15 protein-coding genes are annotated in these 14,570 nt (G+C 62.8%); 6 read left to right on the forward strand and 9 right to left on the reverse strand.

Annotated features, from left to right (window positions below; translation table 11 throughout):
* Nucleotides 1-3 precede the first annotated feature (3 nt).
* From BH682_RS04260 to BH682_RS04280, 5 genes are read right to left on the reverse strand one after another with little or no spacing between them, the layout of a single operon-like run.
* Nucleotides 4-1,056 (reverse strand): acyl-CoA dehydrogenase family protein, encoded by a 1,053-nt coding sequence (locus BH682_RS04260; protein ID WP_075832196.1) that lies wholly within the window; start codon nt 1,054-1,056, stop codon nt 4-6.
* The gene (locus BH682_RS04265; RefSeq protein ID WP_075832198.1) at nt 1,053-2,018 is read right to left on the reverse strand and encodes an acyl-CoA dehydrogenase family protein; all 966 of its coding nucleotides are present in this window, start codon (nt 2,016-2,018) and stop codon (nt 1,053-1,055) included. The genes BH682_RS04260 and BH682_RS04265 overlap by 4 nt, the downstream gene beginning before the upstream one ends.
* Nucleotides 2,015-3,175 carry an acyl-CoA dehydrogenase family protein gene (locus tag BH682_RS04270; protein ID WP_007734181.1) on the reverse strand — a complete coding sequence of 387 codons (1,161 nt, stop codon included), beginning with the start codon at nt 3,173-3,175 and terminating at the stop codon, nt 2,015-2,017. The genes BH682_RS04265 and BH682_RS04270 overlap by 4 nt, the downstream gene beginning before the upstream one ends.
* Nucleotides 3,175-4,047 (reverse strand): enoyl-CoA hydratase, encoded by an 873-nt coding sequence (locus BH682_RS04275; RefSeq protein ID WP_054188068.1) that lies wholly within the window; start codon nt 4,045-4,047, stop codon nt 3,175-3,177. Before BH682_RS04275 ends, BH682_RS04270 begins: the two co-directional genes overlap by 1 nt.
* Nucleotides 4,044-5,585, reverse strand: a complete 1,542-nt coding sequence (locus BH682_RS04280) for a FadD3 family acyl-CoA ligase (RefSeq protein WP_075832200.1) — start codon at nt 5,583-5,585, stop codon at nt 4,044-4,046. Before BH682_RS04280 ends, BH682_RS04275 begins: the two co-directional genes overlap by 4 nt.
* Before the next feature lie 55 nt (nt 5,586-5,640).
* Between BH682_RS04280 and BH682_RS04285 the strand changes: the two genes are divergently transcribed.
* The 4 genes from BH682_RS04285 to BH682_RS04300 all read left to right on the forward strand — a co-directional run bounded on the left by BH682_RS04285 (nt 5,641) and on the right by BH682_RS04300 (nt 9,590).
* Entirely contained in the window at nt 5,641-6,870 is a 1,230-nt protein-coding gene (locus BH682_RS04285; protein ID WP_007734188.1) for an acyl-CoA dehydrogenase family protein, read from the forward strand.
* Nucleotides 6,870-7,682, forward strand: a complete 813-nt coding sequence (locus tag BH682_RS04290; protein WP_003945582.1) for an SDR family oxidoreductase — start codon at nt 6,870-6,872, stop codon at nt 7,680-7,682. The genes BH682_RS04285 and BH682_RS04290 overlap by 1 nt, the downstream gene beginning before the upstream one ends.
* Nucleotides 7,683-7,758: 76 nt before the next feature.
* The gene (locus BH682_RS04295) at nt 7,759-8,430 is read left to right on the forward strand and encodes a TetR/AcrR family transcriptional regulator (RefSeq protein ID WP_003945807.1); all 672 of its coding nucleotides are present in this window, start codon (nt 7,759-7,761) and stop codon (nt 8,428-8,430) included.
* 11 nt (nt 8,431-8,441) lie between these two features.
* Nucleotides 8,442-9,590 carry an acetyl-CoA C-acetyltransferase gene (locus BH682_RS04300; protein ID WP_075832202.1) on the forward strand — a complete coding sequence of 383 codons (1,149 nt, stop codon included), beginning with the start codon at nt 8,442-8,444 and terminating at the stop codon, nt 9,588-9,590.
* Nucleotides 9,591-9,644: 54 nt separating this feature from the next.
* Here BH682_RS04300 and BH682_RS04305 read toward each other — a convergent pair whose 3' ends face one another.
* A complete protein-coding gene (locus BH682_RS04305; RefSeq protein ID WP_020906277.1) occupies nt 9,645-9,962 on the reverse strand; it encodes a DUF4333 domain-containing protein in 318 nt (105 codons plus the stop codon).
* 97 nt (nt 9,963-10,059) lie between these two features.
* Nucleotides 10,060-11,460 (reverse strand): cytochrome P450, encoded by a 1,401-nt coding sequence (locus BH682_RS04310; protein ID WP_050655739.1) that lies wholly within the window; start codon nt 11,458-11,460, stop codon nt 10,060-10,062.
* Nucleotides 11,461-11,556: 96 nt separating this feature from the next.
* Between BH682_RS04310 and BH682_RS04315 the strand changes: the two genes are divergently transcribed.
* A complete protein-coding gene (locus BH682_RS04315; protein WP_042449458.1) occupies nt 11,557-12,144 on the forward strand; it encodes a TetR/AcrR family transcriptional regulator in 588 nt (195 codons plus the stop codon).
* 47 nt (nt 12,145-12,191) lie between these two features.
* Here BH682_RS04315 and BH682_RS04320 read toward each other — a convergent pair whose 3' ends face one another.
* Together BH682_RS04320 and BH682_RS04325 are read right to left on the reverse strand one after the other, a co-directional pair.
* Nucleotides 12,192-13,202, reverse strand: a complete 1,011-nt coding sequence (locus BH682_RS04320; RefSeq protein ID WP_075835144.1) for an ABC transporter substrate-binding protein — start codon at nt 13,200-13,202, stop codon at nt 12,192-12,194.
* Between the two features lie 82 nt (nt 13,203-13,284).
* Nucleotides 13,285-14,163: a bile acid:sodium symporter family protein gene (locus BH682_RS04325; protein ID WP_003945620.1), complete on the reverse strand. Its 879-nt coding sequence runs from the start codon at nt 14,161-14,163 to the stop codon at nt 13,285-13,287.
* Between the two features lie 132 nt (nt 14,164-14,295).
* Here BH682_RS04325 and BH682_RS04330 point away from each other — a divergent pair, with 132 nt between their 5' ends.
* Nucleotides 14,296-14,568: a DUF2277 domain-containing protein gene (locus BH682_RS04330; RefSeq protein ID WP_075832204.1), complete on the forward strand. Its 273-nt coding sequence runs from the start codon at nt 14,296-14,298 to the stop codon at nt 14,566-14,568.
* The last annotated feature ends 2 nt before the right edge of the window (nt 14,569-14,570 follow it).

The raw sequence follows: 14,570 nt of genomic DNA on the forward strand, positions 1-14,570 counted from the left end.
CTCCTAGAGGCCCGCTGCCTGCGCGAGGCTCGGCAGGTAGGTGCTCGGCTGACCGAAAAGCTGAGCGCTGCCGTGTGCGCGCTTGAAGTACAGCTGAGCGTCGTGCTCCCAGGTGATCGCGATTCCGCCGTGCAACTGAACCGCTTCGGAGGTGATCTGCTGCAAGGCTTCCGAGCAGTAGACCTTCGCCACTGCCGCGTCGTCCGCCGACTGCGTCGCCACGGCGGCGTACGTCATCGACCGCGCCGTCTCGACCAACGTGTACATGTCGGCCATCCGATGCTTGAGGGCCTGGAAAGAACCGATCGCGCGACCGAACTGCTTGCGCGACTTGGTGTATTCCACGGTCTGTTCGACGATCGCTGCTGCCGCTCCGACCTGTTCAGCAGACAACGCGATCAGAACGACGGTTCGGATCCGATCGACCAGATCTTCGGACCACTCCAGTGGCCGACCACGAACACCGGAGAACGTGACCTCCGCCAGCGTTCGCGTCGGATCCATGGTGGGGACGCGTCGGCGGGAGACGCCCTCGGCCGCTGGATCCACTTCGTAGAACCCGTCGGCCGTGAGAACGAGCAGGGTGTCTGCGACGTGTCCGTCGAGGACGTACGACGCCGTGCCGGTCAACGCGTCTTCGGTTGCCTCGACGCCGAAGGTGCTCCAACCCGCGGCACCTGCCCAGCACAGGGCCAGCGTGCTCTCGCCGGACGCGACACCGGGCAGCAGTCGTGAGCATGCGTCGTTGTCACCGGAAAGCAGCAGTGCCTGTGCGGCAAGAATCGCCGAACCCAGCATCGGTGACGGGGTCAGCGTGCGGCCCAATTCCTCCTGGACCACGTGTACTTCGCCCAAACCTGCTCCGACGCCGTCGAACTCCTCCGGAATCGCCAACGCGGCGATGCCGATCTGCTCGCACAGCTTGCTCCACAAAGCGGCGTCGTAGCCGATCTCTGTGGTGATGGCGGCGCGGACGGCAGCGGAGTCGGAATGCTTGCTCAGGAGATCGCGTACCGATGCGCGCAGTGCTGCCTGGTCTTCGGTCTCGATGCTCATGATGCAACCAGCGCTTCGACGACGCGTGCGCGATGCTCGGACGGTGTGCCCCACGCGGTGAGCAGCGCCCGTACCTTGGTGAGCCACAAGGAGAGATCGTGTTCCATCGTGTAGCCGATGGCGCCGTGAACCTGGAGTCCGACGCGGGCGGCCTTGTACGCAGCATCCCCGCACGCGACCTTGGCGGCAGAAACGTCACGCGAGGCGTCGGCCGACTGATCGCGAACCGACAGTGCGGCACCGTGGAGCAGGGGGCGAGCCATTTCGAGGGAGACGGCAACTTCGGCCAGGTGGTGCTTCATTGCCTGGAACTGTCCGATGACCTTGCCGAACTGCTTGCGCTGCTTCGCGTATTCGGTTGTGACCTCGAGCAGTGTCTGGCCCAGGCCCTGCAACTGCGCGGCAGTGGCAAGAGCGCCCATGTCGAAGGCGGCCGAGAAGTCGGCGGAGCCCAGCGATTCGCCGGCGGAAACCTCGTAGAGCTTGCGGGAGAGATCCACCGATGCCTTGGCTTCGCCAGGGACGCCGAGCGATACGGCACCGTCCTGCGCGAGCAGAACCAGATCCACCGCATCGGCGTCGAGCGCGAACGGTGTGCGCGGGGGAGCTGCGACAGTTGCCAGCGAACCCTCGGCGAGAGCAGAGAGACGTTCCGGTGCAACGGAAGCCAGGAGCGTCGGCGCCACGGCGATCGTTTCGACGACCGGTCCGGGTACTGCGTGCCGACCGAGCTGTTCGAGCGCAACGACCAGGTCGACGGCGTCGGCGCCGAGTCCGTCGTGCTCTTCGGAGATGACGAGACCGTTGACGCCGGTCTCGGCGAGGCGCTGCCAGAGCTTCTTGCCCGGCTCGGTGTCACCGTCGTTCCACGAACGGATGACGGCGGGCATGTCGGACTTGGTCAGCAGTGCATCGATGCTTGCAGCGAAGTCCTGGTGGGAGGAGTCGAGCGCGAATCTCATCGGTCCGCCTTCGGTAGGCCGAGCAGACGCTCAGCGATGACGTTTTTCTGAATCTCGTTGGTGCCTGCGTAGATCGGGCCGGACAGGGAGAACAGGTATCCGTCCATCCAGTTGTCGGCCAACTCGGCTTCAGGGCCCTGAAGTTCGAGAGCAGTCTCGTGGGTGGCGATATCCCACTCGGACCAGAAGACCTTGTTGATCGAGGACTCGGCGCCGAGCTGTCCACCGTCGGCCAGACGGGTGACGGTGCCGAATGTGTTGAGTTGGTAAGCGCGAGCGCCGATCCAGGCGTCGGCGACCTGGTTGCGCAGAGCGCTGTCGTCGGTGCGTCCGCTGGACTTGTACAGCTCGAGCAGGCGGTCGACGGTGGCGAGAAAGCGGCCGGGGCTGCGCAGCGAGAGACCACGCTCGTTGCTCGCGGTGCTCATCGCGACCCGCCAACCTTCGTTGACGTTTCCGATCACACCCGACTCACCTGGGTTGGCCGGGTCGTCCGGAACGAAGACGTCTTCGAGGAAGATCTCGGCGAAGCCGGGCTCACCGTCGAGCTGATCGATCGGGCGAACGGTGACACCCTTCGACCGGAGGTCGAACATGAAATACGTGATGCCCTTGTGGCGCTGCGCATCCGGATCGGAACGGAACAAGCCGAAGCCCCAGTCGGCGTAGCTGGCGCGCGAGCTCCACGTCTTCTGACCGTTGAGCAGCCAGCCGCCGTCGACCTTCTTCGCACTCGAACGCAGGCTTGCGAGGTCGGAACCGGACTCGGGCTCCGACCAAGCCTGGGCCCAGATGTCGTCGGCACGAGCCATGCGCGGCATGATGCGAGCCAACTGCTCGGCATTTGCATGCTCGAACAGTGTGGGAGCCAACAAGAAGATGCCGTTCTGGCTTACGCGGCCGGGCGCGCCCGAGCGGTAGTACTCCTCCTCGAAGATGACCCACTCGAGCAGGGATGCATCGCGTCCACCGAGTTCCTTGGGCCAGGAGACGACGGCGTAGCCGGCGTCGGCGAGAGTGTGCTCCCACTGACGGTGCTCTTCGAAGCCTTCGGCGGTATCCATCGACTTCAGGGGAGTCGCGGGCACATTCGCTTCCAGGAACGAGCGAACCTCGTCACGGAATGCGGTTGTGGCGTCGTCGAATACGAGATCCACTAGTTTGTTCCTTCCTGCGGTGCGCGAGCACTGGCAGCCATAGCTTTGGCGTCGAGACCACCAAGCGAGTCTTTGCCGACTTCGGCGTTGTGAGCGTGAGCGAAGTGATGCAGACCGAAGACGGAGTCGATGCCGTTGCGCATCCCCATCTGATCCTCGCACTGATTGACGGCCTTCTTGGTCAAAGCCAGTCCGAAGCGCGGCATCTCGGCGATACGTCCGGCGAGCTCGAACGTCTCCTTCTCGAGATGCTTGCGGGCGACGACGCGGTTCACCATGCCGATTTCGTATGCACGTTGCGCGGTGAACCGATCGCCGGTGAAGAGCATTTCCTTGGCGAATCGTGAACCGACCATCCACGGGTGCGCGAAGTATTCGACGCCGGGGATGCCCATGCGGACAACGGGATCGGAGAAGAAGGCGTCGTCGGCCGCGACGATCATGTCGCAGACCCAGGCGAGCATGAGCCCACCGGCAATGCAGGCGCCTTGGACCATCGCGATGGTGGGCTTGGGGATCTCCCGCCAACGGCGGCACATGCCCAGGTAGACCTCCATCTCGCGGGCGAAACGCTGGTCACCGCCTGGCTTGTCGACGTGATCCCACCACATGGTGGCCTTGTTCTCGTACTCGACGTGATGGTCGCGTCCCGGAGTTCCCAGGTCGTGTCCGGCGCTGAAGTGAGGTCCGTTGCCTGCCAGGACGATCACCTTCACGTCGTCGTCCTCGACGGCGCGCTGGAATGCCGCGTCGAGGGCGTACGTGACCACCGAGTTCTGGGCGTTGCGGTAGTCGGGTCGATTCAAGGTCACGACGGCGACCGAGTCACGAACCTCGTAGGTCACGACGTCGGCTTCGAAGGGAACGGTCATGATTGTTCCTCGCGCAGAACCGTTTTGAGGACCTTGCCCGAAGGGTTACGGGGCAGATGATCTACGAAGCGCACCTCGCGGGGCACCTTGAAGCCTGCGATCTTCTCCTTGAGGAAAGCGATCACCGACTCTTCGGTGAGGCCGGCACCGTCGAGTTGGGCGATGTAGACGCGGCCCACCTCTCCCATCCGGTGATCGGGGATGCCGATGGCAGCAGACTCGTGGACGCCGGGCAGGCGAGCCAACATGCCCTCGATCTCGGCGGGGTAGACGTTGAATCCGCCGCTGACGTACATGTCTTTCAGACGGTCGGTGATGTCGAGATAGCCACGCTCGTCGAGGGTTCCGACGTCTCCGGTGTGCAGCCAGCCGTCGGCGTCGATTGCCTTGGCGGTGGATTCGGGGTCGTCGAGGTATCCGAGCATGACGTTCGGTCCACGAAGCAGGATCTCACCCTGGTCGCCGATCTTGACCTCGAAATCGGCTGTCGCGCGGCCGGAACTGGTGGAGACGGTGACCGGGTCGTCGTCGGTGCGGCACATGGTCGCGACCACTGCCTCGGTCAGACCGTATGCCGTGAGGACGGCGTCGAAAAGCTCTGCTTGCATGCGCTCGACGAGAGCAACCGGCACGGGTGCTGCGCCCGTGATCGCGATGCGGAGCGAGGACAGGTCGTATTCGCTGCGGCGGGGATGATCGAGGATGGTCTGGTAGATCGTCGGGGCGCCAGGCAGGATGCTGATCTTCTCGCTGCTGACCAATGCGAGGGTGTCGTCGATGTTGAAGACGGACACCGGCACGATCGTCGCACCGTTCAACAGGCAGACCAGGATTCCGGCCTTGTACCCGAAGGTGTGGAAGAACGGGCTGATGATGAGGAAGTTGTCGTCGGCGGTGACCTCGGCGCATTCACCCCACGACTTGGCGACAGCGATGGACTGACGATGCGCGGTGATCGCGCCCTTGCTGCGCCCCGTGGTGCCGGAGGTGAAGAGGATGTCGCTGACGTCGTCTGGCTGCACCTTCGCAGCACGCGCGTCGGCTTCGGTGCGGGCGGCGTCGGTGGCGAGCGCGAGGAAGTCCTCGAACTCGATGACGCCGTCACGGTCGTCGTCCCCGTCGATCGGTACCTGGATGACGGTGGGGATCCTCAGGTCCGGATTGGCGTGGAGCAACTGCTGGTACCGGTCGGCCTTGAGGAACGTGCCGACGACCACCAGGGCAGCTGCGTCGACGCGCTCGATGATGTCGAGTGCTTCGGTGCCGGTGTAGCGCGTGTTGATCGGGATGATGGCTGCGCCGGCGTACTGAGCGCCGAGCAGGGCGATCACCCAGTGGTACGTGTTGGGCGCCCAGATGACGACGCGGTCGCCTGCCTTCACCCCACGGTTGATCAGTGCGCCGGCGAAATCGCGGACGCGCTGATGTAGCTGTGCGAAGGTCAGTCGGGTGTCGCCATCGGCGATAGCCGCGCGCTCACCGAACTCCTCGGCGGCCCGGATGAGGGCTGATGGGATGGTTCTCGGTTGTTCGGTCACTGGACTCCTACCTGACACGCTACCTAGCAAGTGCTTGGTAGGTTATCTTACATATGTGGACCAGAGCGAGAGCCCGGACGGGCAGATGACGGACGACGAGTTTGCGGCCACGGTCGCGCAGTGGTTGGCCGAGAACTTGACGGGCAAATTCGCCCAGCTCAAGGGTAAGGGCGGCCCCGGCAGTGAGCACGAGTTTTTCGAGCAACGACTCGAGTGGGACAAGCACCTCGCAGCGTCGGGGTGGACGTGCCTCGGGTGGCCGAAGGAGTTCGGCGGGCGGGGAGCAAGCATCTCCCAGCAGGTCATCTTCCATCAGGAGTACGCGAAGGCCGGTGCGCCCGCTCGCGTCAGCCACATCGGTGAAGAGCTGCTCGGCCCGACGCTGATCGCGTACGGCACCGACGAGCAGAAGCGCCGATTCCTTCCTGGCATCAACACGGTCAGTGAACTGTGGTCGCAGGGCTACTCCGAGCCCGGCGCCGGTTCCGACCTCGCGAACGTCTCCACGACCGCACGCCTCGAAGACGGCAAGTGGATCATCAACGGCCAGAAGGTGTGGACCTCACTGGCTCACGTCGCGCAGTGGTGCTTCGTGGTCTGCCGCACCGAGGTGGGCTCCAAGCGTCACCAGGGGTTGAGCTTCCTGCTTGTCCCGTTGGATCAGCCCGGTGTGACAGTTCGGCCCATTCAGCAGCTCACCGGCACATCGGAGTTCAACGAGGTCTTCTTCGACGACGCCGTCACCGATGCCGATCTGGTGGTCGGGGAACCCGGCGAGGGCTGGAAGATCGCGATGGGGCTGCTCACCTTCGAGCGCGGTGTATCGACGCTCGGACAGCAGATCGGATTTGCCCGCGAGCTCCAAGGCGTCGTCGACCTGGCGAAAGCCAATGGCAGTGACCAGGATCCGCACATTCGTGAAAAGATCGCCCGCGCGTGGGTCGGACTGCGCGTGATGCGCGCCCACGCGATGCGTACTCTCGACGCGGTCGACGCCGGAACCGGTGGCGGAGAAGCGTCCGTCGCAAAACTGTTGTGGGCCAACTGGCATCGTGATCTGGGACAGCTGGCGATGGACGTGCAGGGTGCGTCGTCGTTGGTTGCACCGTGGGCGGATTCCGAAGGCAATGCCTCGGACATCACCGATCCCGAGCACCTCGAGCTCGACGAATGGCAACGCCTCTTCCTCTTCACCCGCGCCGACACGATTTACGGCGGCTCCAACGAAATTCAGCGCAACATCATTTCCGAGCGCGTGCTCGGTCTTCCCCGAGAGGCCCGTTAATGTCTGACACCAAAGCCGCGTCCCCGCTTTCCGTTGCGCCGGAGGAAACCCCGGGCCACGGACTGCTCGCGGGCAAGAAGGCGATCATCACCGCCGCAGCCGGAACCGGCATCGGTTTCTCCACTGCGCGCAGGGTGCTTCTCGAGGGCGGCGACGTTCTCGTCTCCGACTTCCACGAGCGTCGACTCGGCGAGACGGTGGAGAAGCTGAAGGCCGAATTCCCCGGTCAGCAGGTCGAATCGATCATCTGTGACGTCTCGAGCACCGAGCAGGTCGACGCGTTGTTCGTCGGCGCCGCCGAGAAGTTGGGACGTATCGACATCGTCGTCAACAACGCGGGCCTTGGCGGTGAAACTCCCGTCGTCGACATGACGGACGATCAGTGGGATCGCGTTCTCGACATCACCCTCAACAGCACCTTCCGTTCGACGCGCGCCGCCCTGCGGTACTTCAAGAGCGTTCCCCACGGCGGTGTTCTGGTGAACAACGCGTCCGTTCTCGGTTGGCGCGCGCAGCATTCCCAGGCGCACTACGCCGCAGCCAAGGCCGGCGTCATGGCGCTGACTCGGTGCAGCGCCATCGAAGCAGCGGAGTACGGAGTCCGTATCAACGCGGTCTCGCCTTCCATTGCGCGTCACGCGTTCCTGGCGAAGGTCACCAGTGAGGAACTGCTCGACCAGTTGGCTTCCGGTGAGGCCTACGGCCGCGCCGCGGAGGTCTGGGAGATCGCAACGGTCATCGCGATGCTCGCCAGCGATTACTCCACCTACATGACCGGCGAGATCGTCTCCGTTTCTTCGCAGAGGGCCTAGCGTCCCCGTGCGCGGTTAAGGAGTCCCTGGACTCGCTGACCGCGCACAGGGGAAGGCCCTGGATAGGATTGAATACATGACGCCACCTCGAAATTCCGACGAATCAAACGGCAAGTCCGGGCGCCGCGACGAGCTGCTCGAGATCGCGGCGGGGCTCTTCGCCGATCGCGGAGTGCGCGCGACGACCGTCCGCGACATCGCCGACGCCGCCGGGATCCTGTCCGGCAGCCTGTATCACCATTTCGATTCCAAGGAGTCGATGGTCGACGAAATCCTGCACCAGTTCCTCGACGAACTCTTCGGAAAATACCGCGAGATCGTCGCGGCGGGGTTGGACAGTCGCGCGACGCTCGAAGCACTGGTCGTGACGTCGTACGAGGCCATCGACGCCTCACATTCGGCTGTGGCGATCTACCAGGACGAGGTCAAGCACCTCGTCGGGAACGAGCGCTTCGCTTACCTGGCCGAGCGCAACACCGAATTCCGGGACCTGTGGGTCGGCGTCCTCGAAGCCGGCGTCGCGGACGGGACCTTCCGCTCCGACATCGACGTCGAATTGGTCTTCCGCTTCATGCGCGACACCGTGTGGGTCGCGGTTCGCTGGTACCGCCCGGGTGGATCCCTCTCGGCGCACGCCGTCGCGGCTCAATATCTCGCGATCGTGCTCGACGGGCTCTCCGATCCGGCCACAACTTCAGACGCTATTGCTGAATCAACTTCAAGAACTATTGCTGCACAACGAAACTAGGAGCTAACGCTATGTCCGAGGTTTACATCGTCGACGCCATTCGCACACCGATCGGCAAGAGGGGCGGCGCGCTGTCCGGCGTGCACCCCATCGATCTCGGTGCGCACGTCGTCAAGGCACTGGTCGAGCGCACCGGTATCGACCCCAGTGACGTCGATGACGTGATCTTCGGTTGCGTCGACGCCATCGGCGGCCAGGCCGGCAACATCGCCCGTATGTCCTGGCTCGCAGCGGGATTCCCGGAGCACGTTCCCGGGGTGACCGTCGACCGTCAGTGTGGTTCGAGCCAGCAGGCAGTGCACTTCGGCGCTCAGGCCATCCTGTCGGGCACCGCGGATCTGATCGTTGCCGGCGGCGTTCAGAACATGAGCCAGATTCCGATCTCGGCAGCGATGATCGTCGGTCAGCAGTACGGATTCGACACGCCGACTTCGGGTTCGGTCGGTTGGACCGAGCGCTACGGTGACCAAGAGGTCTCGCAGTTCAAGGGCGCCGAAATGATCGCCGAGAAGTGGGACATCAGCCGCGAAGAGCTCGAGAAGTGGGCCCTGCAGAGCCATGAGCGCGCCAAGGCTGCAATCGCCGCGGGTCGTTTCGACAACGAGATCGTCGCCATGGGCGACGCGACCGTCGACGAAGGACCCCGCGAGACCAGCCTCGAGAAGATGGCGACGCTCAAGGTTCTCGTCGAAGACGGACGCATGACCGCGGCAGTGGCCAGCCAGATCTCCGACGGTGCGAGTGCGCTGCTGCTGGCGTCGGCGGAAGCGGTGGAGAAGTACAACCTCATGCCCCGCGCCCGGATTCATCACCTCAGCGCACGCGGCGACGACCCGATCTTCATGCTCAGTGCGCCGATCCCGGCCACGAAGCACGCTCTCGCGAAGGCCGGCCTGAGCATCGACGACATCGACATCGTCGAGATCAACGAAGCTTTCGCCCCGGTCGTCCTGGCCTGGATCAAGGAAATCGGCGCAGATCCGGCCAAGGTCAACGTCAACGGCGGCGCGATCGCACTCGGTCACCCGCTCGGCGCGACCGGCACCAAGCTGATGGCAACCCTGCTCAACGAACTCGAGCGCACCGGCGGTCGTTACGGCCTGCTGACCATCTGTGAAGGTGGCGGCACCGCGAACGCGACGATTATCGAGCGTCTCTGACGCCTTGCTGTGCGCCTTTATTAACCGCCGGCGGTTAATAAAGGCGCACAGCAGTTAGTTGTTCGGCACATCCGCAACCTTGATGTCGAAGTTCGCACTTTCACCGTCAACGCTGGTCACGGTAGCTGTGACGTCGTATTCGGTGCCCTGCTCGGTCAGGATGCACGTGATCGATGCGCCGACTTCGGCGTCGAGGTTCTCCGGACACGTCACGTCGTCGGGTGGCTCGCCGATCTTCTCGGCTAGTTGAGTGGAGATCTGACTTGCGACTTCGGACTTGTCCACTTGCGGCGTCCCGACGCTTGCCGAGCAAGCTCCCGTGGCCAATGCCGCCGAGAGTAAGACGATTCCCACTGCAGGCCTCTTTGTCATGTGAACTCCCAGGGTGCGCCGGTGCTCGCTGCTGCCACCTCAGGGATTACCGCATTCGGGACTGTTCAACCGAGTTGCGCGACGCAGTTTTGCGAGGTCAGCGTCGGCGGACCGTCAAGTTGAAGCCTTCGGGCATCAGGGTGAGCCGTTCGGCTACCTTCAACTCGTAGTCCGGATCGGCCTCGATCGTGTATTTCTGCAAGATGGTGCCCAACACGAGGACCGCTTCGTGAATGGCGAATTGTCTTCCGATGCAGGCGCGTTCACCCGTTCCGAATGGCTTGTACACGTGCGCCGGCCTGGCTTTGATGTTGGCAGGCAGGAAGCGATCCGGATCGAACGCCTCGGGATCGTTGCCCCACACCGGATCACGATGAAGTGACGGGATGAGCACGAGCATCCAATCGCCCTTCTTCATCGGATACTTGCCGACGAGCGTCGTGTCTTCGAGCGCCGCGCGCCCGTAGGCGGGAGCGGTCGGCCACAGACGCAATGATTCGTCGAGGACGCGTCGTACGTATCGAAGTTTCGCGATCTTCTCGAAGGCGGGCTCCTCGCCCTCCCATACCTTGTCGACCTCGGCTTGCGCCTTGGCCAGCACGTCAGGGTTTCGTGACAGGTAGTACAGCGCGAACGACAATGCGCCGGAGGTCGTTTCGTGTCCGGCGACGAGGAAGGTCACGACCTGATGGCGGATGTTCAGTTCGTCGATACGGTTGGGATCGTTCTCGCGTGCCGCCCGCAGCATCAGTTCGAGAAGATCTTCGGGCCCCGGTTCGGTACTTGTCCGCCGGGCACGGATCACTTCGTCCACAACCTCGGCCATGTACGCCTTGCGGACCTCGTCACGTTGATCGGCGCGACGTGCGAGCACTCGCCCGAGGGCGGTCGACTTCAGGAACGTCGTGCGCTGCGAATGGGAGAGTGCGCCGACCATTGCCTTGACGAACGGATGCTGTTCTTCACGTTCGAAGGAGTCGAACGAGTAGCTGAATCCAGTGCGTCCGATGGTCTCCAGCGTCAGCTTGGTCATGTCTGCGGAGACGTCGATGGGGGAGTCACTTTCACGACTGTCCCAATGGTCGACCAACTCGCCGGCCACGTCGAGCATGGTGCGGTGGTACGAGCGCATCGCAGTCTGGCTGAACGCCGGTGCCAGGAGATTGTGCGCCTTGCCCCAGTTGGGTTCGTGGTTGTACGCCGTGAACAGGCCGTCGCCGCCGATTCCGCGGAGTGCTTTGACTCCAGGTGCAAGGTGCTTCGCGAACCGGGACTCGTCGGACAGTTCTGCCACCATGTCCGCGCCCGAGGCGAAGACGAAGCGATTTCCCAGGACATTTCTCTCGAAGATCGGGCCGAGTTCGCGGCCGATGCTCACGGAGTTCTGCAGCGGTGTCCGGATATTGATCCCGAGAACGTCCCCGAGGACCGGCAGGCGCCACGCCGGATGCGGGATCCGAGCATCGGACGTCGCCTCTGGAGTGGTGTCGACGCTCATTGTGTGTCCCCCGGGGTGAGATCGCTTACTGAATTGATGTCTAGTACGCAAAGTACGCCTTACTGAATCGGTGTCAAGTAGTAATCTGACTTGCCTATGGTCGCACCACGAAAACGCCTGGACCGAGAGCAGCGGCGCACGCAGTTGCTCGACATCGGCGCGCAACTTTTTGCCGATCGCTCGTACGAGGATGTGTGGATCGAAGAGGTCGCCGAGATTGCGGGCGTCTCGCGCGGGTTGATGTACCACTATTTTCCGACCAAGCGAGACTTCTTCGCCGCAATCGTCGAGCGCGAATCGCAGCACCTGCTCGAGGTGACCGCACCCGACGCGACGCTACCGGTGCGCGAACAGGTGGCAGCCGGGTTGGACGCCTACTTCGCGTACGTGAAGTCGCACAGCAGGGGAGTGCGCGCCATCAACGTCGGGACGCTCTCGGCCGAGGCCGGTATCCGGGCGATTGTCGAGCGCGAACTCGAACAGCAGCAGATTCGAATCCTCGATGCACTGGGATTCGAGGGCGAAAGAAGACAGCTCGCTGCCGTTGCAGTTCGGGGATGGATCGCGTTCGTCCGAGCTGTCTGCCTCGACTGGCTCGATCAACCTTCCATACCGCAGGAAGAGTTGAGAGTGATCTGTCTGCGGACCCTCTCCGGAGCGTTGGGCATCGACCTCGAAATGTGAAAAGCCGACCGCGCGGGAGCGGCCGGCATTTCCACGGACAAGTCTGATCAGTCGAGCGTCGAATAGAGATCGTCCCAGCCCTTGGCCACGTACATGTTGGTGTAGATGGACCCGTAGTACATACTTCCTTGCAGAACGGTGACGTTCCCGGCCTGCACAGCCGGAAGTCTTTGCCACAACTTGTTGTCCGAGAGTTGATCGAAGGTGGTGTCACTGCTGTCGGTGACAGAAACCATGAACGCGTCGCAGCCTTGCAGACGATCCATCTCTTCGATGCTCAGTCGTCCCTGATTGTCGAAACCGGCTGTGTTCAATGTTCTTCCGCCGATATCGGCGAGCGTCATGTCGGTGGGTTGACGATTCTTCTTTCCCGTTTCCTCCGACACGGGCAGGCTGTCGATGTAGATCGTGGCCTTGTCCGGACTGTAGGACAAGCTTGCGACGGTTTTGCCCGCGATCGCCGAAGCGTGTCGAGTGCGAATGTCGGTGATCAGAGCGTCGTAATCGGTGATCAGGCGATCCATGGTGGGTGTTCGGCCCAGCCAATCGGAGAGCCGGGTCAGGTTCTCCCGCCACGTCTGCTTCGATTCGGTCGTCAGGACAGGAGCGATGGCTTGGAGCTTTGCAGCGGGCCAGTACTCGTTGTCGGCGTTGACGCAGATGATGAGATCGGGTGCGAGTCCGAGGATCTGCTCCAGATTGGGTTTGTCGCTGAGGTATTCGGCCGAGCCGTCGACGGGAACCCACTTGGTGACGGGCGAGATGTTGTATCCGAACACCGGTAGTTCCAGGGCAATGGCGAGCTCGAGGTCGGTTCGGGCGTCGACGGCCAAGACCCGCTTCGGGTTGGTAGGTATGTCGTAGGTCCCCAACGGCGTGGTGACGGTGCGCATTTGAGCGTCATCATCGGTACCTGAACCGTCGCTGGAACTGCAGGACGACAGAATAGTTGCGACTGCTGCCATCCCGGCTCCGATGCCGAATTGGCGACGGGTAAGTGCGTCGACTAGCTCTTGCCAGACGCGTTCGTCCGGCACGGTAGGTGTGTTGGTCAGCATTTTTTCGATACCCTTCGGTCTGAGTCCGTATCGATCGTAGGGTTGGCGATACCAGATCACCTATATCGAAAACCACCTGATATTAGTCGATTTCGGCCATGGTCCGTGACTTTCGGGTGATGGCGGCGCCGAAGGCTGCAGCGAGCGGGAACATCAGAACGCCGTACACCGCGGCCGGTACTGCCAATTGCACGTTGTCGAGGAGACTGACGGCGATGGTGATCGCCAACGTGCTGTTGTGGATGCCGATTTCCATGGAACTGGCGATGGCCTGACGATCCTCGATGCCGAATATCCGGGGAACGACGTAACCGATCGAGAGGCTCAGTAGGCAGAACAAGGCAGCGACGACGCCGATGTCGACGAGATAGTCCGCGATGTTCTCGCGCTCGGAAACAACCGTTCCGACGATCACCAGTGCCAGAACCACCGCGGATCCGATGCGGACGGGCTTGTCCATGCGCTCGGCAAAGGCGCTCGAGCGCAATCGAACCCACATTCCGAGGGCGACAGGAATCAGTACGACGGCAAAGACCTGAAGTACCTTCGTGAACTGCAGTCCGAGGGTGCCGTCCGCGTCCTCGGGTTCGAAGTAGCCCAACGCGAAGTTGGTGATGAGCGGAAGGGTGACCACCGCTATCACCGAATTGACCGCAGTGAGTGTCACATTGAGAGCGACATCGCCGCGGAACAGATGGCTGAACAGGTTTGCCGTGGTGCCGCCCGGTGATGCGGCGAGGAGCATCATGCCGACAGCGAGCAGTGGGTCGAGGTCGAACAACGTGACCAGACCGAAGGCCGCGGCCGGGAGCAACAACAACTGACAGATCAGGGCAATCGAGACGGCTTTCGGCGCTTTTGCCACGCGGGCAAAATCTCCGACCGTCAAGGAAAGCCCGAGGCCGAACATGATGATGGCGAGTGCGGCGGGTAGGCCGACGGAGGTGAGTGCAGAGTCCATGAGTTAGTGGCTACTTCCAGTCACTGGGGGAATTTCACTGAAACTACCGTGATGCCCGGATCTGCGTGGCAGTTTGGATACATTGATGTATCGAACCGTGACGGCGTCGGTGAGCAGGGTTATCGTCGAATTATGTGCCGAAACATCACTGAACTTCGTGGACTCGAGCCCGCTGCTACGCCAGAGGAGATCGAGGCGGCCTCTCGCCAATACGTACGTAAGGTGAGCGGAATAGCCAAGGTGTCCGACGCGAACCGAGACGCCTTCGAACAGGCGGTGCGTGAGGTGACCCAAACGACGACGCGCCTGCTCAGTGCGTTGCCGCCTCGCAGACAGCCACCTCAGACCGTCCCTCCGTTGCGTCGCCCGGAAGTACAGGCTCGGATCGCTGCTCGTTCGTCCTGACC

It is taken from the genome of Rhodococcus sp. YL-1 (genome assembly GCF_001942025.1).
GTDB lineage: Bacteria > Actinomycetota > Actinomycetes > Mycobacteriales > Mycobacteriaceae > Rhodococcus_F > Rhodococcus_F qingshengii.